This is a genomic window from Amorphus suaedae (assembly GCF_053629675.1).
On record NZ_JBRJIT010000001.1, the window covers coordinates 417,614 to 440,056 of the forward strand.

Sequence of the window (22,443 nt, forward strand, 5' to 3'; positions counted from 1 at the left end):
CTCAGAGCGCGGCGAGGCCGTCCGCCAGATCGGTGGACGGCCGGATCGTGCCGGCCACCACGCCGCGCCGCGTCTCGATGGGCTGCTGGGCCCATCGGTCGAGGAAACCCCGGTCTTCGGCGGTCCGGGCGATGAGCACCTGGAGGACCGCCGCCATGACCGCTTCGGATCCGCGCGCGGCGCCGTCGTCGATCTTGATGGCCACCCCCAGGCCAAGGGCCGGAAGGGCCGCGCAGTAGACGCCTTCCGCCCCGGTCTTCACGTAGGCCGCATCGCCGAACCGGGCCATCACGTCGGTGCAGAAGCGGTCGGTGCCGGCGACCTCCATCGGATGCGCGCAGCAGGCCTTGCGCAGCCGGGTGAGCGCCGTGGCGCGCTCCGGCGCAAGGCCGGTACCGGTCGCCACCCTGGCGAAGGCTGCCGCGAGGTTCTCGACCGGGACGGCCCAGGTCGGGATCGAACAGCCGTCGATGCCGCAGACGTCGGCATCGAGGCTGGCGCCGGTGATCTCGGTGAGGATCTCGTGGATCTGGACCTGCAGCGGATGCTGCCGGGCGACGTAGCCTTCGAGCGGATAGCCCATATGGGTCACGGCGCAGACGAAGCCGGCGTGCTTGCCCGAGCAGTTGTTGTGGACGGCGCCGGGCGGCGTGCCGGTGCGGCGCAGTTCGTCCTGATCGGGTCCGAGCGCCGGCCACTGCGGGCCGCACTCGAGCGCGGCTTCGCTGGCGCCGGCCTTGGCCAGGATGGACCGCGCGCCGTTCACGTGCACGGCCTCGCCGTTGTGGGAGGAACACGCCAGCGCGAGCTCGGCATCGGTCAGTCCCGCGGCGTCGGCCGCGCCGCTTTCCACCAGCGGCAGCGCCTGGAAGATCTTCACGGCAGAGCGCGGAAACACCGGCTCGCCGACGTCGCCCAGCGCCAGACGCTTCGTTCCGCGCGCGTCGACGATGGCGATCGCGCCCCGATGACGGCTTTCGACACGGGGGCCGCGGGTGACTTCGACGAGGACAGGATTGGTCATGGGGCTGGATCCGATGAAGCGGGACCCGGCAATACTCGCAGGACGGCGACGCAGGGTCCATGCGGGATTGGACCCGCATCGCCGTGGCGTCATGCCCCGGAAGTCGTCGTCCACAGGTTCGCAGACGGTACGCCTTTCGCCCGCGGTCGGACGGGCGCCGGATTCCGCACGTTGCCTTCGACGATTTGCGTGAACTAAGATGGCGCAGGATCGCCGCCGATCCCATTTCCACGAGCAATGAAGCTCTCGCGTCTCGGCCTGGAGACACGGGGGCTTTTTTTTGGAGGCTACATTGGCAGGAGATGCGACTTCGGACGCACCGTGGAAGGTCGGGGTTCTGTTCTCCCAGAGCGGCGTCACGTCGGCGATCGAACACACCCAGCTCAACGCCACCCTGCTTGCGATCGACGAGATCAACGCGGCCGGCGGCGTGAACGGCCGCCCGATCGAGCCGGTGGTTCGCGATCCCGCATCCAATCCGAAGAAGTACCGCGAACTCGGCGAGTGGCTGATCAGCGAGGCGAATGTCCGGGTGATCTTCGGCTGCTACATGTCGAGCACGCGCAAGGCGCTGCTGCCGGTGGTCGAAGCGCGCAACGGCCTCCTGTTCTATCCGACGCTGTATGAGGGGTTCGAGTACTCGCCTAGATGTATTTATACAGGCGCCGCCCCCAATCAGAATTCATTGCCGCTGCTCAAATACCTTCTGGAGCATTACGGCAGTAGCTTTCTATTCGTCGGCTCCAACTATGTCTTTCCATATGCATCGAACCGGGTAATGTCGGATCTTGTCGCCAGCACGAGCGGGAAGGTGCTGGACGAGATCTACATTCCGCTCGAGCCGCGGGAGGCGGATTTTACGAGGATCATGCGCGAGGTCGGAAGGCGCAAGCCGGACGTGATCTTCTCGACGATCGTCGGCACGGGGACGGCGCAGCTGTACCGCGCCTACCGGACCGCGGGCTTCGATCCGTCCACGATGCCGATCGCCAGCCTGACGACGAGCGAGGCGGAAATCGCGCAGATGGATCCCGCCGATGCCGCCGGCCACATCACCGCCGCGCCGTTCTTCGAGAGCCTGACCACGGCGTCGGCCAAGGCGTTCGTCTCCGCCTACAAGCTCAAGTACGGGCAGGATGCGCCGATCCCGGCGAGCGCCGAGGCGGCCTATTTCCAGGTGCACCTGTTCGCGAACGCGCTGCGCGCCGTCGACACCGATGCGCCGGAACCGCTGCTCGATGCGCTCAAGGGGATGGAATTCGACGCGCCCCAGGGCCGCGTGAAGATCGACCCGGACACCAACCACTCCTACGTCTGGCCCCGGATCGGCCGTGTCGGCCGGGACGGCCGGTTTGAGATCGTCTGGTCGTCGAAGACGGCGATCAAGCCTGATCCCTATTTCCTGGCGCCCAGCGTCGACGATTGGGCGAACGTCGCGCTGGAAAGCCGACGGGCGTGAGGGTCGGGGGGCGATAATGGTGTCGGTCCAGGTTCTTCGCGACCTCAGAGGGTTGCGCGTCCAGATCATCCACCCGCCGGACGGAGAGGGGCAGAGCCTGGTCGAGCAGTTCAGCCGCATCGGCTGCCCGACCGAGACCCAGTGGCCGGTTCCGGACGAGTTCTCGCCGACGGCCGATGTGGCGGTCCTGTCGATCGAGTACGAGGCGCGCGAGCAGATCCGCAAGCTGACGCGGCCGAAGAGCGGGGCGGTGCTGCCGACGCTGATCGCCATCGTTGGCTACGAAGACCCCAGCACCCTCCAGATCGTGCTGGAGAGCGGCGCGCTGGCGATCGTCGAGCGCCCGATCCGCCCGTTCGGCCTGCTCTCCAACCTGACCGTCGCCCGCAGCCTGTGGCTCCAGCGCATGGAGGCCGAGCGGCGCATGAGCAAGCTGGAGCGGCGGCTGAGCGGCATGCAGCAGGTGCAGAAGGCCAAGTCGATCCTGATGAACTCGCAGGGGATCAGCGAGGACGAGGCCTACGGCACGCTGCGGCGGCAGGCGATGGCGAAGCGCATGTCGATGGAGGATCTGGCCTCCGCGATCATCAACGCGAACGACGTCCTGGTCGGCAGGCCGGCCCCGCGCAAGGGGGATCGGACGAATTCCCGCTTGCGCCCAAAAGACGATGATGCTTAACTTCTAGTCATGCGGGGCAATCGGGCACTGAGGTGCCGCCCCGTCCCATAATGCACCGACAAGGATGTCGATGCGCGCGGCAACGCAGCCCCGGAAGGCCTCAGGCCTTCGCGGGGCTTTTTTGTTTTCGGCCGCGTGGGATCTACCGACAAGGCCGTCGGTCCGTCTGAATTTCCTTTTCGGGTTAGCGCTGCCCGAGGCCGCGACCGCTCGGCATGTGTCTTCCGTCGCTGGACGACGGGTGAGGGGGCATGGGCGGTCGGCGTCCCGACAGATCAGATCACACGATAAGCAGAGGGGACTTGCGATGTCGTTCAACCGCCGAGATTTTCTGAAGACCAGCGCGCTGGCAGCCGGGGCGCTTGCCACGCCGACCTTCTTCCATCGCTCCGCCATGGCAGCCGAAGAGCTCGAGGTCGGCGTGCTGTTCTCGCTGACGGGCGGTCTTTCGATCATCGAGAAGTCGCTGGCGGACGCCACCATGATGGCGATCTCGGAAATCAACGCGAACGGCGGCGTCGGCGGCAAGCAGATCAAGGCGGTCCAGGAGGACGGCGCCTCCGACCCGAAGACCTTCAACGAGAAGGCCTCCAAGCTGATCATCCGCGACCGGGTGCCCACGGTGTTCGGCTGCTACACCTCGGCCAGCCGCAAGGCGGTGCTGCCGGTGTTCGAGAAGCGCAAGAACCTGCTCTTCTACCCGACCTACTACGAAGGCTTCGAGTGCTCCAAGAGCGTCGTCTACACCGGCGCGGTCCCGAACCAGCAGCTCTCCAACTTCATCCCCTGGATCATCAAGACGCTCGGCAAGAAGAAGTTCTTCATCGTCGGATCGAACTACATCTATCCGCGCGAAATGGCGAAGGTGTCGAAGATCCTCATCGAGCAGAACGGCGGCGAGTGGGTGGCCGACGAGTATCTCGAGCTCGGGCACTCCGAATGGGGCGCCATGGTCAACAAGATCAAGTCGTCGGGCTGCGACGTGGTCCTGTCGAACGTGGTCGGCGACTCCGTCGTCGCCTTCTATCGCGAGTTCAAGAACCAGGGGCTGACCCAGGACAAGCTGCCGATCTGCGCCACGGTGACGTCGGAGATCGAGATCGCGGCCATGGGCGCCGAGTACGCCGCCGGCAGCTACACCTCCTTCCCGTACTTCCAGGCGATCGACACCCCGGCCAACCACGAGTTCGTCGAGCGCTACCGCAAGTTCGTCAACGATCCGAAGGCGGTGACCCACCACGCGCTCGAGAGCTCCTACTTCCAGGTCTACCTGTGGAAACAGGCGGTGGAGAAGGCCGGCGAGGCGACCCCGGCGGCGATCGTGGCCAACGTGGGCGGCCAGTCGTTCGACGCGCCGGGCGGCACCGTCACGGTGGAACCGCAGAACCTGCACACCGCACTCACGCCGCGGATCGCCGAATGGCAGGCCGACGGCCAGGGCAAGATCGTCAACGCCTACGATCAGCCGGTCTTCCCGCTTCCCTACGTCGCCTACGGGGAAACCGAGGACAACCTGTTCTGTACCGCCTCGGGCCTCGACACCTCGAAGCTCTGATCCTCGGAAGGCCGGGGCGCGCGGTGGAGGAGATCCGCGCGCTCCCGATCTTCGGTGCCGGCCGCCGAACCGCGGTCGGCGAAGGGTGACTTCCGTCCCAAATCCCGACGCCGCCCGAGCGCGCGCTCTCGAAGGACGACCATGATCGACATCCTGTTCATCGGTCTCAGTCTCGGCTCGATCCTGCTTCTGATCGCGCTCGGCCTGACGATCACCTACGGCGCCATGGGCGTCATCAACATGGCCCACGGCGAGCTGGTGATGGTTGGCGCCTACACGGCCGTGCTGTCGGGCATCTATCTCGGCACGAACCTGTTCGTCGCGATGCCGCTCGCCTTCATCGCCACCGCGCTGCTGGGCTGGCTGATCGAAGCGGCGGTGGTGCGCAGGCTCTACGGGCGGCTGCTCGACACGCTGCTCGCCACCTGGGGCGTCGCCATCCTGATCCAGCAGGCGGTCCGCCTGGAGCTCGGCCTTTCCTTCTTCGACGTGCACATTCCGGGTCTCGGCCCCGGCCTGCAGAACGTCAGCGTTCCGGAGGTCCTGAGCGGAACCGTCTCGATTTTCGGCGAGCAGGTGAACGCCTATCGCACCTTCATCATCTTCGTGACCATCGCGCTCGCCGTGGTCACCTGGCTGATCCTCTACCGCACGGCCATCGGCACCCAGGTTCGCGCCATCATCCGCAACCCGAGCATGGCCGCCGCCTGCGGCATCGACGTGAAGCGCGTCAACGCCCTGACCTTCGCCTACGGCTCCGGTCTGGCCGGCGTCGCCGGGGTCATGATGTCGGGCTTCAAGACCGTCTTCCCGGACATGGGGACCCCGATGGTCGTCGACGGCTTCCTGGTGGTCGTCGTGGGCGGCGTCGGCAGCCTGCTCGGCACCGTCGCCGCGGCTGGACTACTCGGCGAAATCAACGGCGTCTTCGCCTCGCTCACCAACGACATTCTCGCCCGCGCCATCGTCTTCGGAACGGTGATCCTTATCCTCGTCCTGAAGCCGGCCGGCCTGTTCTCGTTCAAGGGGCGCTGAGATCATGTCGGAAACCCTTCAGCGCCGCCTCGAGATCTTCGCCTACGCGCTCTTCATCGTCGCCATCCTGGTGCTCCCGGCCTTCGCCGACGTGTTCTGGCTGAACCGCTTCGCCAAGTATCTCGTCTACGGAATGCTCGGCATCGCGATCGCCATGTCGTGGGGCTATTCGGGCATCCTCAACCTCGGCCAGGGCCTGTTCTTCGGCGCCGGCGCCTACATGCTGGCGATGTCGCTGAAGCTGGCGAGCCCGACCAGCCTGGCCCAGGGATCGGCCACGCCGGTGCCCGACTTCATGCTCTGGAACGCCGAGCCGGGGGCGCTGACCAACCTGTGCTGCATCACCAGCGGGTCGTGGCTGTGGATCCCGTTCCAGTGGATGGGCTTCGGCGTGTTCATGGGCATCGCGCTGCCGGTGCTGCTGGCCTTCGCGATCGGCACGGTCATCTTCCGCCAGCGCATTTCCGGCGTGTTCGTCGCCATCATCACGCTGGCCATGGTGCTGCTGGTCCGGCTGCTGGTGATCGACCTGCAGCCCATCACCAACGGCTTCAACGGGCTGACCGATCTCGCCTGGCTGACGATCGGCGGGTTCGAGTTCGATCCGTACATGCTGGCCACCTACTACGTGGTGGCCGCGATGCTGATCGTGGTGCTGATCGCGGCGCGGCTTCTGGTCGCCACCCGGGCTGGCCTGGTTCTCCAGGCGATCCGCGACGATTCCAACCGGGCGCGCTATCTCGGCTTCGACGTGCCGCGCTACCAGACCTTCTTCTTCGCGGTCTCGGCAGGCATCGCGGGCCTTGCCGGCATGCTCTACGTGGTGGTGGCCGAGTTCGCCTCGCCGACGTTCATGGACCTGACCTTCTCCATCACCATGGTGGTCTGGGCGGCGGTCGGCGGGCGCAGTTCGCTGCTCGGCGCCTGCATCGGCGCCATCCTCATCAACACCATCGAGGCGTCGATCAGCGAGACGGAGATGTTCGTCGAAGCCTGGAAGGCGATCATCGGCCTGATCTTCGTGCTGGTCGTCCTGTTCATGCCGCGCGGCCTTGCCGGCTTCGCGCAGGACGCCTGCGCCTTCGTCGTCGCGAAGGTGTCCGGCTCGCGCAGCGCTCCGGCGGCCCGGGCCGCCGACACCAGCAATCAGCCGGCGGAATAGGAGGGCGAGATGGCAAACAGGGCAGCCCTCACCATCGACGCGCTGGAAGTCGACTTCTCCGGCTTCAAGGCGGTCGACGGCGTCACCATGATCGTCGAGGAAGGCGAGCTTCACGTGCTTCTCGGCGCCAACGGCGCCGGCAAGACGACGCTGATGGACCTGATCAGCGGCAAGACCAAGAGCACGGCGGGCCGCGTCTTCGTCGGCGAAACGGAGATCACCAACGCCGAGGAGCACAGGATCGCGCGCGCCGGGATCGGACGGAAGTTCCAGATCCCCAGCGTCTTCCGGGAGCTGAGCGTCCGGCAGAACCTCGAGGTGTCCAGCATCCGCAATCCGGGCGTCTTCGCCAATCTCGGCCTGTCCTTCTCGTCGAACCAGCGCCAGCGCGTCGGCGCCATCCTGGAGGAGATGGGGCTGGAGGATGTCGCCGACGAAACGGCGGGGGCGCTCTCCCACGGCCAGACCCAGTGGCTCGAGCTCGGCATGCTCCTGATCCAGGACCCGCAGATCCTGCTGCTCGACGAGCCGACCGCCGGGATGACCCAGGCGGAAACCCTGAAGACGTCGCGGATCATCAACGGGCTCAAGGGCCGGCACACTTTGATCGTCGTCGAGCACGACATGGCGTTCGTGCGTGAGATCGCCGAGCGCATCACCGTCATGCACCTCGGCAAGGTGCTCGCCGAGGGGCGGATCGAGGAGATCGAGAACAACCCGGCGGTGCGTGAAGCCTACCTCGGATCGGGAGGCATTCACTGATGCTTGCGATGCGCGACGTCGACAGCTTCTACGGATCGAGCCACGTCCTCCACGGCGTGGGTCTGGAAGCGAAAAGCGGCGAGATCCTCGCCGTCCTCGGCCGCAACGGCGTGGGCAAGACGACGCTGCTCAAGACCGTGATGGGCCTGACCGATCGCCACACCGGAACCGTCGAACTCGATGGCACACCCCTCTCGCCGATGCCGACCCACCTGCGGGCGCGGTCGGGCATCGCCTACGTGCCGCAGGGCCGCGAGATCATCCCGGATTTCACGGTGCGCCAGAACATCCTGATGGGGTCGTTTGCCCGCAAGGACGGCAAGCGCGCCGTGCCGGAGCTGGCGCTGGAGCTGTTTCCGTACCTTGCCGCCAACCTGAACCGGCCCGGTGGGGTGCTGTCCGGCGGCCAGCAGCAGCAGCTGGCGATCGCCCGCGCACTCGCCGCCGACCCGCGGGTGCTGCTCCTCGACGAGCCGACCGAAGGCATCCAGCCGAACATCGTGGAAGAGATCGAGGCGATCATCGTCCGGCTCAACCGCGAGATCGGGCTGACCGTGGTGCTGGTCGAACAGAATGTCGGGTTTGCCCGGGAGGCCGCGCACGCCTTCGTCCTGATCGAGAAGGGCAGGGTGGCGCAGGCCGGGCCGACGGCGGAACTCACCGACGCGCTGGTGCAGAAGCACATGGCCGTCTGAGACGTGCCCGTTCGGGATCGAACGGGCAGGGCGTGACGCGTCCGGGGCTTAATGCCCGGGACGCCCGCGCCGGTCGGAACGCCGACGCGGAAAAGCGCCGAAGCGCGACCGCCCGGCGAGAGACGTCCCGCGCCAGTGTCGCCGCGGGGAGGACCCACGAGTGCGAACTCAACAAGGAGACTACCAATGTTGCACGGTGACATCTCCAGCAGCAACGACACCGTCGGCGTGGCCGTCGTCAACTACAAGATGCCGCGGCTCCACACCAAGGCGGAAGTGCTCGCCAACGCCAAGAACATCGCCGACATGCTGATCGGCATGAAGCAGGGTCTGCCGGGCATGGATCTGGTGATCTTCCCGGAATATTCGACCCACGGGATCATGTACGACCAGAAGGAAATGTACGAGACCGCCTCGACGATCCCGGGCGACGAGACCGAGATCTTCGCCGAGGCGTGCCGCAAGGCGAAGGTCTGGGGCGTGTTCTCGCTCACCGGCGAGCGCCACGAGGAGCATCCGAACAAGGCGCCTTACAACACCCTGATCCTGATGAACGACCAGGGCGAGATCGTGCAGAAGTATCGCAAGATCATGCCCTGGGTGCCGATCGAGGGCTGGTATCCGGGCGAGTGCACCTACGTGTCCGACGGACCGAAGGGCATGAAGATCAGCCTGATCATCTGCGACGACGGCAACTACCCGGAGATCTGGCGCGACTGCGCCATGCGCGGCGCCGAGCTGATCGTCCGCTGCCAGGGCTACATGTATCCGGCCAAGGAGCAGCAGGTGGTCATGGCAAAGGCGATGGCCTGGGCCAACAACACCTACGTGGCGGTGGCCAATGCGGCCGGCTTCGACGGCGTCTACTCCTACTTCGGCCATTCGGCGATCGTCGGCTTCGACGGCCGGACGCTCGGCGAATGCGGCGAGGAGGACATGGGCATCCAGTACGCCCAGCTGTCGAAATCGCTGATCCGCGACGCGCGCAAGAACATGCAGTCGCAGAACCACCTCTTCAAGCTTCTGCACCGCGGCTACACCGGCACCATCAACTCCGGCGACGACATCCGCGGCCACGCCATCTGCCCGTTCGAGTTCTACAAGAACTGGGTCACCGACCCGGATGGCACGCGCGAGATGGTGGAGGGGCTGACGAGGCCCACCGTCGGGACCGAGGAATGCCCGATCGAAGGCATTCCGAACCAGGCCGACGCCCACCGCTGATCCCGTCGGTCCCGGCCGGCGGCTTTCGCCCGGCCGGGACCGCATCCCCCAGAATTCGGTTTGTCGGAGGTCCCACATGCTGCGCATCGAGTCGATCCTCGGCAGCGCCACGAGCGCCGAGTTCGCCACGCGCCTGCATGACCTCGCCCATGCCGGGTGCGTGGAGACGATCCGGCTTCCGGCAAGCGATGTCGCCCGCCGCCGCCTGCGCGCCACGACCGACAAGGGCAGCGACGTGGCGATTGCGCTGCCGCGCTCGGAGCGTCTCTACGACGGGGCGCTCCTTTACGTCGACGACCAGCGCGCCGTCGTCATCCGGGTCGACGAGACCCGCTGGCTGCCGATCGAACCGGTCGATGCGGCGGCCGCCGTCGAGCTCGGCTACCACGCCGGCAACCTGCACTGGCGGGTCCGGTTTGTCGGGTCGACGCTGCTCGTCGGGCTGGAGGGGCCGGAGGCCGACTATCTGGCGCGGCTGAGGGGCTTCGTCGCGGAAGGTCGCGTGCGCATCGGTGACGCCATCGTCGCCGCCGACGAGACCGAGGCGCCTGCCGGTCACGGGCACGGTGCCGCGCACGATCACGACCATCCCCATCCCCATCCCCATCCCCATTCCCATGCGCAGGAGGACGCATGACCGCGCTCCTCACCGCGCTTCGTCTGGGCGACAGCGCCTTCCCGAGCGGAGGGTTCGCCTTCTCGCAGGGGCTGGAGCCGATCCTTGCCGCGGACAGGACGGCGGGGGCGGACATCGTGCTGTCGTTCATCCGCGAACAGGTGCGGCTGCGCTTTGCGACGGCAGACCGGGTCGCGCTGGTGCGGGCCTTCCGGCTCGCCGGCGACGAGGATGCCGTCGCCGCGGTCGACCGGGAGTTCCACGCTGCCTCGCCGGTCGAGCCACAGCGCCTCGCCTCGCTGAAGAACGGCGCGGCGTTCCTGGCGGCGCACGTGCGGCTGAGGACCGAGGGGGCGGCGTCCTACCAGGCGCGGGTGCGGGCGCAGCAGGCCTTCGGGCACCTGCCGCTGGTGCAGGGACTGGTGTACCGCGAACTCGGCCTCGGCGAAGGGGAGGCGGTGCGCGTTGCCGGCTACGCCATGGTCATGGGCATCGCCCAGGCGGCGCTTCGGCTCGGGCGGATAGGTGCCATGGACACCCAGTCGGTGGTCGCGCGCGCCCTCGGCGACCTGGAGGCGATCGCCGACGCGGATATCGACGACGGCGCGCCGGCCACCTTCACGCCGCTCGTCGACATCGCCGCCATCGAACACACCTACGCCCGCGGCCGTCTCTTCAGCTCATGAAGAGCGCTTCGCAAGAAGAGCCAAGAAGAACGTCAAGACACCTTCTGAAAAAGAACTCGAAAGTGAACATGGGAGCGAATTCACGGAGATAGTTGCATTCCTTAAATCAGCGGTCTGGAGGAGGACCTACGATGTCTACGGTGAAGCACGACAGCCTGGCGCATGAAATCGACGAGGCCGAGGAGCAGGTAGACGCGATTCTCGGTCACGAATACGAGCACGAACCGGTGCCGCTATCGGCCCGTCGCAGCCTGTTTTCCGTGACGATGGTCTGGCTCGGCTTCCCGATGATCATCACGGGAGCGATGACCGGGTCGATCCTGGTGCTCGGGATGGGCTTCCGCAACGCGCTGATCGCCATGATCATCGGCAACATCATCATGTTCGCCTATGTCGGCGCGCTCGGGGTGCTGGGGACCCGCTCGGGCATGAACTTCGCGCTGATCGCGAGCATCGTGTTCGGCAACAAGGGCTACATCCTGGCATCCGGACTGCTGTCGACGCTGCTGCTCGGCTGGTACGCGGTGCAGACCGGCATCACCGGGGCCCTGGTCTCGGGCACCTACGGCCTGAACTACGTGGTCATGACCGTGATCGCGGGGGTGCTCTACATCGCGATCACCTTCGTCGGGGTGAAGGGACTGCACTGGATCGGCACGGTGTCGGTGCCGCTGTTCGTGGTGCTGGGGCTCTGGGTCGCCTGGCACGCTGCGGCGACCACCTCGGTCGACGCGATCTTCGCCTATCCGGGCAACAACGGCATCGCCACGATGTCGATGGGGGTCGGTCTCACCGTGGTGATCGCGCTGTTCATCGATGCGGGCACCGTGACCGCCGACTTCAATCGATGGGCGAAGGACAGCACCAGTTCGCTGATCGCCACCTTCAGCGCGTTCCCGTTCGCCAACCTGATCGCCATGCTCGTCGGCGGCGTGACCACCGCCGCGCTGGCCGTGCCGGACGCCAACCCGTTCGGGACCGACAACATGTTCGGCTACATGAACAGCATGCAGATCACCTGGCTCAGCGTGCTCGCGTTCCTGTTCCTATACGTCAACCTGGGATCGGTCTGCTCGCACTGCCTGTACAACTCCGCCACCGGCTGGTCGCGGATCGTCGGCAGTCACATGCGACTGCTGGCGGTCATCCTGGGCGTCATCGGCATCATAGTGGCGGCCGGCAACGTCTGGGCGTTCTTCATCCAGTGGCTGTCGCTGCTCGGCATCCTGGTGCCGCCGATCGGGGCGATCATCCTGGTCGACCAGTTCGTCGTGCGCAAAGGCGCCGTCGCCACGACCGACTGGCGGATGACCGCCTTCGCGGCCTGGGCCATCGGCTCCGTCGTCGCCTTCCTCGTCGAAACCTTCGTGCCGGGTCTGTCGACGGCCATCTCCGCGATGGTGGTCGCCGGCGTGGCCTACTGGGCGCTGTCGCTCGCGACGGAGCGCAAGACGCAGCTCGCCTGACCGTAGCCCAATCCGCAGACGGGTCCGCCGCGATGCCGCGGCGGACCACCAGCAACGAGGAAATCCGATGTCGCTCGACTACGAAACCTACGACCTTGGCGATCTCGTCCTGCAGAAGGGCGCGACGCTCCGCGATTGCAAGCTCGCCTACAAGACCTTCGGGACGCTGAGCCCCGCCAAGGACAACGTCATCGTCTACCCGACCTGGTATTCCGGCCAGCACTACGACAACGAATGGCTGGTGGGCGAGGGCATGGCGCTCGACCCCACCAAGTACTTCATCATCATCCCGAACATGCTGGGCAACGGGCTGTCGTCCTCGCCGAGCAACTATCCGGAGCCCTACAACGGGCCCCGCTTCCCCCACGTCACCGCCTACGACAACGTCATGGCGCAGCATCGCCTGGTGACCGAGAAGTTCGGCATCGAGCACCTGCGGATGGTGGTCGGCTGGTCGATGGGCGCGCTGCAGACGTTCCACTGGGGGGCGCTGTTCCCGGACATGATGGACACGCTGGCGCCGTTCTGCGGGTCGGCGAAGTGCTCGCGGCACAACTTCGTCTTCCTGGAGGGCGTGAAGGCGGCGCTCACCGCCGATGCCGCCTGGAACGAGGGCTGGTACGTCGACAAGCCGGCGAGGGGGCTGCGCGCCGCCGCCCGCGTCTACGCCGGCTGGGGGTTCTCGCAGGCCTTCTACCGCCAGAAGCTCGACATCGAGACGCTCGGCTATTCCTCGCTGGAGGACTTCCTGGTGGCGTTCTGGGAGGGCTTCTTCCTTCCCAAGGATGCCAACAACCTGCTGACCATGCTGTGGACCTGGCAGCATGGCGACATCAGCGACAACGACCTCTACGGCGGCGACTTCGAGAAGGCACTGGGCGCGATCAAGGCGAAGACCTTCGTCATGCCGGGCCGGACCGACCTTTATTTCCCGCCCGAGGACAGCGAGTTCGAGGTCGCGCACATGCCGAACGCCGAACTCTTCCCGATCGAGTCCGTGTGGGGCCACTTCGCCGGCGGGCCGGGCACCAATCCGGTCGACGTCGCCGCCCTCGACGTGAAGCTGAAGGAACTCCTCGCCTCCTGAGCAACCGGGCCGGGCCGCGTGTGCGGTCCGGCCGTCATCCCGCCGAAGGAGACCGGACCGATGACCGCCCGCGACGAAATCTGTTCCATGGATGCCGTGACGATCGCGCGCCTGGTGGCGGGCAAGGAGCTGTCGCCGGTCGAGGTGACCGAGGCTCACCTCGACCGCATGGACATGCTCGAGCCGAAACTCCACGCGTTCTGCACGCCGACCCCCGATCTCGCCCGCGAGACCGCGAAGACGCTGGAGGACGACATCGCCGCCGGCCGGCCGGTTGGGCCGCTCGCGGGCGTCCCGGTCGGCGTCAAGGACCTGATCTGCACGGCCGGCATCCGCACCGCATCCGGCTCCTTCATCTACGAGGACTTCGTGCCCGACGAGGACGACGTGGTCGTCGAGCGCCTGAAGGCGGCGGGTGCCGTGATCGTCGGCAAGACCAATGTCCCGGAGTTTGGCTACAGCGGCGTCGGCCACAATCCCGTCTTCGAGACGACGCGCAATCCGTGGAACCTCGACATGACGCCGGGCGGTTCCAGCGCCGGATCGGGCGCCGCCGTCGCCTCCGGCATGTGTCCGTTCGCGCTGGGCAGCGACGGCGGCGGCTCGATCCGCATTCCCTCGGCCCATTCGGGGATCTACGGCCTGAAGGCCTCGATGGGGCGCGTGCCGCTCTATCCCGGCACGAAGGACGAGCGCTACCCCGGCGTCTCCAGCTGGGAGAGCCTCGAGCACATCGGCCCGATGAGCCGGACCGTCGCCGATGCGGCCCTGATGATGTCGGTGATCGCCGGCGCCGATCCGCGCGACCGCTTCTCGCTGCCCGATGCGTCCTTCGACTGGATGGAGACCCTCAAGGGCGACCTGAAGGGCAAGAAGGTGGCGCTCAGCATCGACTGGGGCTACGCCGCCGTCGATCCGGAGGTTCGCCGCATCGTCACCGAGGCGGCACGCGTCTTCGAGACCGATCTCGGCTGCACCGTCGAGGAAGCCCATCCGGGCTGGGACGATCCCTACGGCGCCTTCTGGGGCGTGGTCGCGATGGAGTCGGACCTCAAGGGCCTGCGCGCGCTGGTCGAGGAGTACGGCGACCGGATGACGCCGCACCTCGTCGAGTTCATCACCCGGCCATGGACCGCCGAGGAGTTCACCGACGCGGTGATGGCGCGGAAGGCGGTGAACAACAAGATGTGGCGGTTCATGCAGACCTACGACCTGCTGCTGACCCCCACGCTGGCGGTGCCGCCGTTCCCCGTCCACATCCAGGGGCCGGAGAAGATCGACGGCCGGATCGTGCCGCCGTTCCAGTGGCTCGCCTTCACGTTTCCGATGAACTTCACCGGCCAGCCGGCGGCCTCGATCCCGGCCGGATGGACCGACGGAGGACTGCCCGTCGGCCTCCAGATCGTCGGGCGCCATCTCGACGATCCGCTGGTGCTCAAGGCCTCAGCCGCCTTCGAGCAGGCCCGCCCGTGGATCGACCGCCGTCCGCCCGTCCTGACCAACTGAGGAGCTTTCCGAGGTGCTGCTGACGCCCACCGAACTCGAACGGCTGACCATCTTCACCGCCGCCGAACTCTCCCGCAAACGGCGCGCGAAGGGGTTGAAGCTCAACTACCCGGAAACGGTCGCGATCCTGACCGACGAGATACTGGAGGGTGCGCGGGAGGGCCGGTCGGTGGCCGACCTGATCTCCTGGGGCAGCCAGATCCTGACCTACGACGACGTGATGCCGGGCGTGGCCGACCTGCTGCCGATGCTCCAGGTGGAGGGCATGTTCCCCGACGGCACCAAGCTCGTCACCGTTCACGACCCGATCCGCCTCGGCACGCCGCCCGATGGGCTGGATCCGCCCGGCGAGACGCTGCCGCTCGACGGCGAGATCGAGCTCAACGCGGGCCGCGACCGCAGCACGCTGACCGTCGTCAACACCGGCGACAGGCCGATCCAGGTGGGCAGCCATTACCACTTCTTCGACACCAACCGCGCCCTCCAGTTCGATCGCGCGGTCGCCTACGGATGCCGCCTGGACATCCCGTCGGGCACCGCGGTCCGGTTCGAGCCGGGCCAGTCGAAGGAGGTCACGCTCGTGCCGTTCGGCGGCGCGCGCGAGGTTTCCGGCCTCAACGGACTGAACGACGGGCCGACGGGACCCGACGACAAGGCGGCCGCGCTTCTGCGGGCCCGCGAGCGCGGCTTCAAGGGGGCGTAGGAGTACCAGCATGGCGACCATCTCACGCGCCGACTATGCGGCGATGTACGGGCCGACGACCGGCGATGTCGTGCGGTTGGGGGACACGAGCCTGCTGGCGGAGGTCGAGCTCGACTACGCCGCCTATGGCGACGAATGCCTGCACGGCGGCGGCAAGACGCTGCGGGACGGCATCGGCCTGGTGGCGGGCGCCGCCAGCACCGACGGCGCCCTCGACATGCTGCTGGTCAACGCGCTGGTGATCGATCCGGTGATCGGCATCGTCAAGGGCGACATCGGCATCCGGGACGGCGCCATCGTCGGGATCGGCAAGTCGGGCAATCCGGGGATCATGGACGGGGTCGACCCGCGGCTGATCGTGTCCACGTCGACCACGGTGCGCGACTGCGAGGGGATGATCGTCACGCCGGGGGCGATCGACGTGCACGTGCATTTCGATTCCGCCCAGCTGTGCGAGCACGCCATCGCCTCGGGCATCACCACGATGATCGGCGGCTCGCTGGGGCCGATCACCGTCGGCATCGATTCCGGCGGGCCGTTCAACGTCGGCAAGATGCTGCAGGCGGCGGAAGCCTGGCCGATCAACTTCGGCTTCCTCGGGCGCGGTAACACCCACAAGCCGGGCTCGCTTCCCGAACAGCTCGCCGCCGGCTGCCTGGGCCTGAAGATCCATGAGGACTGGGGGGCGATGCCGGCGGTGATCGACACCTGCCTGGACGTGGCCGACCAGCTCGATTTCCAGGTCCAGCTGCACACCGACACGCTGAACGAGTCGGGCTTCGTGGAGGACACGCTGGCCGCCATCGGCGGGCGCACGATCCACATGTACCACACCGAGGGAGCGGGCGGCGGCCACGCCCCGGACATCATCCGGGTTGCCGGCATCGCCAACTGCCTGCCGTCGTCGACCAATCCGACCAATCCCTACACGGTCAACACCTTCGACGAGCACCTCGACATGACGATGGTGTGCCACCATCTGAGCCCGTCGATCCCGGAAGACGTCGCCTTCGCCGAAAGCCGCATCCGGCCCCAGTCGATCGCGGCGGAGGACGTGCTCCACGACCTCGGCGCGATCTCGATGCTCGGCTCCGACAGCCAGGGCATGGGCCGCATCCACGAGGTCATCTGCCGCACGTGGCAGCTCGCCTCCAAGATGAAGGACCAGCGGGGCCGGCTCGCAGAGGAGACCACGGCCCGCGGCGACAACGAGCGCATCAAGCGGTTCATCGCCAAGTACACCATCAACGCCGCCCGCACCTTCGGCATCGCCGACCACGTCGGTTCGCTGGAGGACGGCAAGATGGCCGATCTCGTCGTCTGGCGGCCCGGCTTCTTCGGCATCAAGCCTGAACTGGTCATCAAGAGCGGCTTCATCGCCTGGGGGGCGATGGGCGACAGCGCCGCCTCGCTGATGACCTGCGAGCCGATCCAGATGCGCCCGCAGTGGGGCGCCTTCGGCCGCGCCAAGCAGGCGCTGTCGGCGTGCTTCGTGCACCCGAGCGCCATCGAGGCCGGCATCGCGGACCGCCTCGACCTCAAGAAGCGGCTGCTGCCGGCACGCGGCACCCGCACCCTCAGCAAGGCCGACATGCTCCACAACGCCGCCGTGCCCGACATCCGGGTGGATCCGCAGACGTTCGACGTGTTCGTCGACGGCGTGCTGGCGACCTGCGAACCGGCCGAGCGGCTGCCGCTCGCCCAGCTCTACATGCTCCGCTGAAACCGCCGCGCTTCGGCGCGGCCCTGCGGGCCCTCGGTCGGGCCCATCACGTCGTCTCGTCGGACCGGTCCACGGATCTCCGGCGCAACCTGGAAGACCACCATGCACGGCATCCACACTCCCGAACTCATCCGTCCGGAAACGGCGAGCGGCAAGGGCGGCGCGGCCCGGGTGGGCATCGGCGGGCCGGTGGGATCGGGCAAGACGGCGATCCTGGAGGCGCTGATCCCGATCCTGACGGGACGCGGCGTCGATCTCTGCGTGATCACCAACGACCTGGTGACCGACGAGGACGCGGAACGCATCCGTCGCGGCGCCTTCATCGACCCGGCGCGGGTGTCGGCGGTCGAGGCCGGCGCCTGCCCGCATACGGTGATCCGGGAGGACCCGACCCTCAACATCGCCGCCGCCGACGACCTGGAAATGCGGTTTCCCGGCACCGAACTGATCCTGATCGAATCCGGCGGCGACAATCTCGCCTCGACCTTCTCGCTCGATCTCGTCGACTGGTGGGCCTTCGTCATCGACGTGGCCGGCGGCGACGACATTCCCCGCAAGCGCGGCCCCGGCGTCATCCAGGCCGACCTCCTGATCATCAACAAGATCGATCTCGCGCCCCACGTCGGCGTCAACCTGAAGGCCATGTACGAGGAGGCGATGATCGTGCGCGAAGGACGGCCGGTCATCCTGGCGAACGCCCGCTCGGGCGAGGGGATGTCGACGCTCGCCAACGAACTCGGCCATTCGGTCCTGTTCGACCGATGACGGTCGAGCCGCGGCGACGCGATCTGGTCGGCGCGCCGGCAGCGGAGCCGGCGCTGGACCTGACGTTCCGGCGCACTGGCGCGCGCACGCGGCTCTGCGAGCAGACGGTGCGCTATCCGTTCCACATCACCCGGCCGTTCTACTTCGATACGGTGTCCGCTCCCGGCCTGGCGACGCTCTATCTCCAGTCGGCGTCCGGCGGCCTCTACCGCGGCGAGCGGTTACCGGTGCGGGTCGTCGCGGCGGACGGCGCACACGTCTGCCTGACCACCCAATCGTCGACCGTGGTGCACGACGCGCGCGGCGTTCGCACCGTCGCCACGACGACGATCGAGGCCGAAGACGGGGCGGTCGTCTTCCACGTGCCGGATCCGCTGATCCTGCTGCCGGGCGCCGATCTCAGCTCCACGGTGCGCGTGCGCCGCCATCCAGGCGCGACGGCCATCGTCTCCGAAGCCTTTCTCTGTCACGACCCGGCCGCGATCGGACGCCCGTTTGCGGCCTTCTCAAACGAGGTTCGGATCGAGACGCCGCACGGCGAGGCCGAGGCGATCGACCGGCAGGTGCTGTCGGGCGCCGATGTCGCCACCGCCTCACGCCTGGGCGACACGGTGGCGGCCGGCGGGTTCCTGATTGCGGGGCCCATGGCATCGGCCGCCGACCCGGTGGCGTTCCGGAGCCGGGTCGGGCCCGTCGAGGGAGCGCGGATCGGCGTGAGCCGCCTGCCGTTCGGGACCGGTCTTTCCGTGCGGATCGCGGCGAACGGCGGCGTGGCGCTCACCCGCGCCCTCGATGCCGTGTTCGCCGCCGCGTTCCACCTGGTCTACGGCGCCGATCCGGTGCGCCGGCGCAAATAGCGCGGAGCGCAAAGGCGTCAGCGCGCTGCGAGGCGGAAGATGATGGCCGACAGCGCCGTGGGCAGCGTCTCGATGCGCGCCACGGGGAAGACGTGGCCGGCGCCGAAGATGCGCTTGGCCTCGTCGAGATGGTCGGTCGACAGCGCGATGCAGACGACGTCGGTGCCGGAGCGCCGGGCGGCGCGCACCGCGTGCTGGGCGTCGAAGGCGAGGTAGTCGGGATCGCGCACGTCGATATCGGAGGTTTCGCCATCGGTGACCACGGCGATCAGCTTGCGATAGGCGCGTTCCTGGGCGATTTCGCCGGCGGCGTGGCGCACCGCGGCGCCGAGGCGCGTCGAGAGGCCAGGGCGAACCCCGGCCAGACGCGCCATCGCGGCGTCGTCGAACGGTTCGTCGAACTCCTTCAGCCGCGTCAGCTGCACGTCGTTGCGCCCGTCGGAGGCAAAGCTGCGGATGGCGAGCCGGTCGCCGAGGCTGTCGAGGGCGCGGCCGAGCAGCGCCGTCGAGGCGACCTCCAGATCCAGGATGGTGCTGGTCGACAGGGGGATCCGCTCGCGGGTCGACTGCGAGACGTCGAGCAGCACCAGGGTCGACAGGTCGCGCGCCTGGCGGTGGCTGCGCACGAACAGCCGGTCGTCGCCGATGTCGCCCACCTGACGGCGGATGCGGTGATCGATGGCGGCATCCAGGTCCAGCACGTCGCCGTCCGGCTGTCGCCGCAACCGCTCGGCGCGTCCGATGCGGGCCGAGCGGATCTGCTTCACCAGCCGCTCGTGCACACCCGCGTGCGCGCCGATCAGCCGCTCGATCGCGGCCGGCGTCCCGAGCGACCCGGGCACGTCACGGACGCAGGTCCACTCCGGCCGCAGTTCGCGCGTGCGGTTGTCCCACTCGGGGTAGCGGGCGAGCGGCAGGCCGTCGGAGAGGTCGGCGGGGCGAACCTTAGCCGGCTCATGGCTTTCGTCCGGCTCGCTCTGGTTGCCCTCAGACGGGTCGTCGGCCTGCACGCGCTTCGCCGCCTCGGAGAACATCTCGATTGTTTCCGGCGGAGCATCGGCATCGGGAAACTCCCACAGTCCGAGGCCGTCGTCCCGGTAGACCGGCTCGACCACGTAGGTCTTCCAGTTGAACTGGAGCCGGCGTTGGCCGAAGTCGTTGCCGAGAAGCGAGCCGAACTCGCGGGAGGTGGCCGGGTCGTCCAGGCGATCGGCCCGCTCGGCCACGAGCGAGCGGGCCTTGGCGACGGCCCAGTCCGGATCCTCGTAGGCCGGGTCGGCCAGCGCGCGGGCGATGCGGGCGAGCAGGTTGTCGGTGGTGGCGGGCGTGTCCGCGGTGATCGTGTGAAACCGTCGCCACGTGCTCGCGAGCCCCGGCAAGTGCCGCGCGGCAAGCGTTTCCACGCGGTGGTCCTCGGCGAGGTTGACCAGGGCGATCTGCAGCGGCCGCAGCCGCCCGACCTCGAACCGCGTGGTGCTGAAGGCGAGATGCGCGGCCATGTGGGCAACCGACGCGTAGAAGATGCGGTTCTGCTCGGCGGGCGGCGCCTGGAAGGCAAGCGGCAGGCGGATAAGCCCGCCGGCAATGTTGGAGCGGGGCGGCAGCGCGGTGTCGTCGGTCGGCGGCTCAAAGGCACGCAGCGACACCGGCAGTCCGAAGAGGGCGGTGGCGTAGGTGGCTAGCTGACGTTCCAGCCGGTCGAAGGGCTGCTCCCTGCCGGCGCGCGCCAGCAGCCGCACGGCGGCGGGATCCTCCAGCGAGAAGAAGGCCGCCTGCTTGCGGGGGTCGCCATCGGTTGCCCGCCGACCCGCTTCCACCCAGGCGGTGAAGCCGTCGAGGTCGACATGCGACAGGATGCGGCCGGTCTCGGCCAGCAGCGGTTCGACAACCCTGGGCATGTCGGCGGCGATCCCGGCGACGCGGGATGCCCAGCCCGTGGTGGCGTCGGCGTCAGGAAGCTTGCGCAGCGCGACGGGCGCCTGGCGCAGCAGCGCGGTTGCGGCCGAAGCCCCGGCCCGTCGACAGGTTTCGGTCGCGGCACCGATGAGGTCGGCCAGGCGCGCCGCGTCGAGGGAGCCGATCTCCTCGCGGGTGAGCTGCCAGGCGGCGAGGAGTACGGTCTTTCCGGCGTTCGCGTGGACCAGCGCGACGACCGCGTCGCACCAGGCGTCGCGGTCCGCCGGAGCGGCGTGTCGGGACACGGCATCGAGGGCTGCACCGAAGGGCGCGCGCAACGCGTCGCGCTGCCCGATCAGCCGCACCGCCGCGGCAACGGCATCGTCGTTCCGCGCGGCCAGCGTTGCCGGCGCCGCCGCCGGGCTCATGGCAGGCAGGCCGCCACCGCGGCCGACAGGGCGGCGCGCACGTCGGGCTCGTCGGTGACCGGCAGCACGATGGCGGTCTCGGCCGCCTGCTGGATGGGAAGGCCCTGGGCGATCAGCCGGCCGGTGTGGACCAGCATCCGGGTCGAGGCGCCTTCGGCCAGGCCGTGCCCTTCCAGGTTCCGGCTGCGCGCGCCGATCGCCACCAGCTGGCGCGCGGTGTCGGCGCCGACGTGGGCCTCTTCTGCGATGATCGCCGCCTCCACCTCGGGGGCCGGATAGTCGAAGCCGATCGCGCAGAAGCGCTGCTTGGTGGACTCCTTGAGGTCCTTGATCGCGCTCTGGTAGCCGGGGTTGTAGGAGATGACGAGCTGGAAATCGGGGTGCGCGCGCACGACCTCGTTGTGCTTTTCCAAGGGCAGGATGCGGCGCGCATCGGTGAGCGGATGGATGACGACGGTGGTGTCCTGGCGCGCCTCCACCACCTCGTCGAGATAGCAGATGGCGCCGTGGCGGACGGCCAACGTCAGCGGCCCGTCGTGCCAGACGGTGCCGGTCTCGTCGATGAGATAGCGGCCGACCAGATCGCTCGCCGTCATGTCCTCGTGGCAGGCAATGGTGACCAGCGGGACGCCCAGCCGCCACGCCATGTGCTCGATGAACCGCGTCTTGCCGCAGCCGGTGGGGCCCTTGAGCATGACCGGCAGGCGCTCGCGCCAGGCGGCCTCGAAGATCGCGACCTCGTCGCCGGCTGGCCGGTAATAGGGTTCGTCCGTGATGCGGTAGGCGTCGAGCGTCATCGGGTCCTCCGGAGGGCGGCGCCGGCGATACGGCTCGGCGCTCAACGGGTGAGGGCAGGATGCGCGGCGGGGAGGCATTCGGGACGGAGGTCTGCGATGCGCCGGACGATCGGGCCTTCGAAGGGCCGGGGGCGCGCTGCAGACGGTCGGCATGAACGCCACGTCCGATCGCGAGGGCTCTTCCCGAAGGGGAAAACCGGACCGCGATCGATCCCGCCTTTCCGGAGCAACCAGCCGCCCGTTCAGGCAGAAGGCGCTTCGGACCGCGCGGCACGGGCATCCTTGGCCGAAGGCGCCGGGCGACGCTGCCCGGCTTCG

At 68.0% G+C, this 22,443-nt stretch carries 20 protein-coding genes; 17 read left to right on the plus strand and 3 right to left on the minus strand.

Features of this window, described 5'->3' with window-relative positions; translation table 11 throughout:
- Nucleotide 1: 1 nt before the first annotated feature.
- Nucleotides 2-1,024, minus strand: a complete 1,023-nt coding sequence (locus AB7M35_RS01910; RefSeq protein ID WP_453956792.1) for an asparaginase — start codon at nucleotides 1,022-1,024, stop codon at nucleotides 2-4.
- 292 nt (nucleotides 1,025-1,316) lie between these two features.
- Between AB7M35_RS01910 and AB7M35_RS01915 the strand changes: the two genes are divergently transcribed.
- The 17 genes from AB7M35_RS01915 to AB7M35_RS01995 all read left to right on the plus strand — a co-directional run bounded on the left by AB7M35_RS01915 (nucleotide 1,317) and on the right by AB7M35_RS01995 (nucleotide 19,004).
- The gene (locus AB7M35_RS01915; RefSeq protein ID WP_453956794.1) at nucleotides 1,317-2,483 is read left to right on the plus strand and encodes a transporter substrate-binding domain-containing protein; all 1,167 of its coding nucleotides are present in this window, start codon (nucleotides 1,317-1,319) and stop codon (nucleotides 2,481-2,483) included.
- A gap of 19 nt (nucleotides 2,484-2,502) precedes the next feature.
- The gene (locus AB7M35_RS01920) at nucleotides 2,503-3,162 is read left to right on the plus strand and encodes an ANTAR domain-containing response regulator (RefSeq protein WP_453960561.1); all 660 of its coding nucleotides are present in this window, start codon (nucleotides 2,503-2,505) and stop codon (nucleotides 3,160-3,162) included.
- Between the two features lie 307 nt (nucleotides 3,163-3,469).
- Nucleotides 3,470-4,717: a transporter substrate-binding protein gene (locus tag AB7M35_RS01925; RefSeq protein WP_453956796.1), complete on the plus strand. Its 1,248-nt coding sequence runs from the start codon at nucleotides 3,470-3,472 to the stop codon at nucleotides 4,715-4,717.
- 141 nt (nucleotides 4,718-4,858) lie between these two features.
- A complete protein-coding gene (gene urtB, locus AB7M35_RS01930; protein WP_453956798.1) occupies nucleotides 4,859-5,752 on the plus strand; it encodes an urea ABC transporter permease subunit UrtB in 894 nt (297 codons plus the stop codon).
- Nucleotides 5,753-5,756: 4 nt separating this feature from the next.
- Nucleotides 5,757-6,914 (plus strand): urea ABC transporter permease subunit UrtC, encoded by a 1,158-nt coding sequence (urtC, locus tag AB7M35_RS01935; RefSeq protein ID WP_453956799.1) that lies wholly within the window; start codon nucleotides 5,757-5,759, stop codon nucleotides 6,912-6,914.
- A gap of 9 nt (nucleotides 6,915-6,923) precedes the next feature.
- Nucleotides 6,924-7,676, plus strand: a complete 753-nt coding sequence (gene urtD / locus AB7M35_RS01940; RefSeq protein WP_453956801.1) for an urea ABC transporter ATP-binding protein UrtD — start codon at nucleotides 6,924-6,926, stop codon at nucleotides 7,674-7,676.
- Entirely contained in the window at nucleotides 7,676-8,371 is a 696-nt protein-coding gene (urtE, locus tag AB7M35_RS01945) for an urea ABC transporter ATP-binding subunit UrtE (protein ID WP_453956803.1), read from the plus strand. The genes urtD and urtE overlap by 1 nt, the downstream gene beginning before the upstream one ends.
- Before the next feature lie 186 nt (nucleotides 8,372-8,557).
- On the plus strand, nucleotides 8,558-9,595 hold the full coding sequence (locus AB7M35_RS01950; protein ID WP_453956805.1) for an aliphatic amidase: 1,038 nt from the start codon (nucleotides 8,558-8,560) through the stop codon (nucleotides 9,593-9,595).
- Between the two features lie 76 nt (nucleotides 9,596-9,671).
- On the plus strand, nucleotides 9,672-10,232 hold the full coding sequence (gene ureE, locus AB7M35_RS01955) for an urease accessory protein UreE (protein ID WP_453956807.1): 561 nt from the start codon (nucleotides 9,672-9,674) through the stop codon (nucleotides 10,230-10,232).
- Nucleotides 10,229-10,897 carry an urease accessory protein UreF gene (locus tag AB7M35_RS01960; protein ID WP_453956809.1) on the plus strand — a complete coding sequence of 223 codons (669 nt, stop codon included), beginning with the start codon at nucleotides 10,229-10,231 and terminating at the stop codon, nucleotides 10,895-10,897. Before ureE ends, AB7M35_RS01960 begins: the two co-directional genes overlap by 4 nt.
- 131 nt (nucleotides 10,898-11,028) lie before the next feature.
- Entirely contained in the window at nucleotides 11,029-12,363 is a 1,335-nt protein-coding gene (locus tag AB7M35_RS01965; RefSeq protein WP_453956811.1) for a purine-cytosine permease family protein, read from the plus strand.
- Nucleotides 12,364-12,430: 67 nt separating this feature from the next.
- Nucleotides 12,431-13,450, plus strand: coding sequence for an alpha/beta fold hydrolase (locus AB7M35_RS01970; protein WP_453956812.1), 1,020 nt, complete (start codon nucleotides 12,431-12,433; stop codon nucleotides 13,448-13,450).
- Nucleotides 13,451-13,510: 60 nt separating this feature from the next.
- On the plus strand, nucleotides 13,511-14,956 hold the full coding sequence (locus tag AB7M35_RS01975) for an amidase (protein ID WP_453956814.1): 1,446 nt from the start codon (nucleotides 13,511-13,513) through the stop codon (nucleotides 14,954-14,956).
- Nucleotides 14,957-14,969: 13 nt separating this feature from the next.
- Nucleotides 14,970-15,659 (plus strand): urease subunit beta, encoded by a 690-nt coding sequence (locus tag AB7M35_RS01980; protein WP_453956815.1) that lies wholly within the window; start codon nucleotides 14,970-14,972, stop codon nucleotides 15,657-15,659.
- 10 nt (nucleotides 15,660-15,669) lie between these two features.
- A complete protein-coding gene (gene ureC / locus AB7M35_RS01985; RefSeq protein ID WP_453956816.1) occupies nucleotides 15,670-17,382 on the plus strand; it encodes an urease subunit alpha in 1,713 nt (570 codons plus the stop codon).
- Between the two features lie 102 nt (nucleotides 17,383-17,484).
- Nucleotides 17,485-18,147 carry an urease accessory protein UreG gene (gene ureG, locus AB7M35_RS01990; RefSeq protein WP_453956817.1) on the plus strand — a complete coding sequence of 221 codons (663 nt, stop codon included), beginning with the start codon at nucleotides 17,485-17,487 and terminating at the stop codon, nucleotides 18,145-18,147.
- Nucleotides 18,144-19,004, plus strand: a complete 861-nt coding sequence (locus tag AB7M35_RS01995) for an urease accessory protein UreD (protein WP_453956818.1) — start codon at nucleotides 18,144-18,146, stop codon at nucleotides 19,002-19,004. The genes ureG and AB7M35_RS01995 overlap by 4 nt, the downstream gene beginning before the upstream one ends.
- Nucleotides 19,005-19,021: 17 nt before the next feature.
- Here the strand turns inward: AB7M35_RS01995 and AB7M35_RS02000 are convergent, their stop codons facing one another.
- Together AB7M35_RS02000 and AB7M35_RS02005 are read right to left on the minus strand one after the other, a co-directional pair.
- Nucleotides 19,022-21,328: a VWA domain-containing protein gene (locus tag AB7M35_RS02000; protein ID WP_453956820.1), complete on the minus strand. Its 2,307-nt coding sequence runs from the start codon at nucleotides 21,326-21,328 to the stop codon at nucleotides 19,022-19,024.
- A complete protein-coding gene (locus tag AB7M35_RS02005) occupies nucleotides 21,325-22,125 on the minus strand; it encodes an AAA family ATPase (RefSeq protein ID WP_453956822.1) in 801 nt (266 codons plus the stop codon). Before AB7M35_RS02005 ends, AB7M35_RS02000 begins: the two co-directional genes overlap by 4 nt.
- Between the last annotated feature and the right edge of the window lie 318 nt (nucleotides 22,126-22,443).

What these genes read in the sequence shown, in the direction of transcription:
- AB7M35_RS01910 (WP_453956792.1), bottom strand. Translation starts at nt 1,024, where the DNA reads ATGACCAATCCTGTCCTCGTCGAAGTCACCCGCGGCCCCCGTGTCGAA.
- AB7M35_RS01925 (WP_453956796.1), top strand. Translation starts at nt 3,470, where the DNA reads ATGTCGTTCAACCGCCGAGATTTTCTGAAGACCAGCGCGCTGGCAGCC.
- urtB (WP_453956798.1), top strand. Translation starts at nt 4,859, where the DNA reads ATGATCGACATCCTGTTCATCGGTCTCAGTCTCGGCTCGATCCTGCTT.
- urtC (WP_453956799.1), top strand. Translation starts at nt 5,757, where the DNA reads ATGTCGGAAACCCTTCAGCGCCGCCTCGAGATCTTCGCCTACGCGCTC.
- urtD (WP_453956801.1), top strand. Translation starts at nt 6,924, where the DNA reads ATGGCAAACAGGGCAGCCCTCACCATCGACGCGCTGGAAGTCGACTTC.
- urtE (WP_453956803.1), top strand. Translation starts at nt 7,676, where the DNA reads ATGCTTGCGATGCGCGACGTCGACAGCTTCTACGGATCGAGCCACGTC.
- AB7M35_RS01950 (WP_453956805.1), top strand. Translation starts at nt 8,558, where the DNA reads ATGTTGCACGGTGACATCTCCAGCAGCAACGACACCGTCGGCGTGGCC.
- ureE (WP_453956807.1), top strand. Translation starts at nt 9,672, where the DNA reads ATGCTGCGCATCGAGTCGATCCTCGGCAGCGCCACGAGCGCCGAGTTC.
- AB7M35_RS01960 (WP_453956809.1), top strand. Translation starts at nt 10,229, where the DNA reads ATGACCGCGCTCCTCACCGCGCTTCGTCTGGGCGACAGCGCCTTCCCG.
- AB7M35_RS01965 (WP_453956811.1), top strand. Translation starts at nt 11,029, where the DNA reads ATGTCTACGGTGAAGCACGACAGCCTGGCGCATGAAATCGACGAGGCC.
- AB7M35_RS01970 (WP_453956812.1), top strand. Translation starts at nt 12,431, where the DNA reads ATGTCGCTCGACTACGAAACCTACGACCTTGGCGATCTCGTCCTGCAG.
- AB7M35_RS01975 (WP_453956814.1), top strand. Translation starts at nt 13,511, where the DNA reads ATGACCGCCCGCGACGAAATCTGTTCCATGGATGCCGTGACGATCGCG.
- ureC (WP_453956816.1), top strand. Translation starts at nt 15,670, where the DNA reads ATGGCGACCATCTCACGCGCCGACTATGCGGCGATGTACGGGCCGACG.
- ureG (WP_453956817.1), top strand. Translation starts at nt 17,485, where the DNA reads ATGCACGGCATCCACACTCCCGAACTCATCCGTCCGGAAACGGCGAGC.
- AB7M35_RS01995 (WP_453956818.1), top strand. Translation starts at nt 18,144, where the DNA reads ATGACGGTCGAGCCGCGGCGACGCGATCTGGTCGGCGCGCCGGCAGCG.
- AB7M35_RS02000 (WP_453956820.1), bottom strand. Translation starts at nt 21,328, where the DNA reads ATGAGCCCGGCGGCGGCGCCGGCAACGCTGGCCGCGCGGAACGACGAT.
- AB7M35_RS02005 (WP_453956822.1), bottom strand. Translation starts at nt 22,125, where the DNA reads ATGACGCTCGACGCCTACCGCATCACGGACGAACCCTATTACCGGCCA.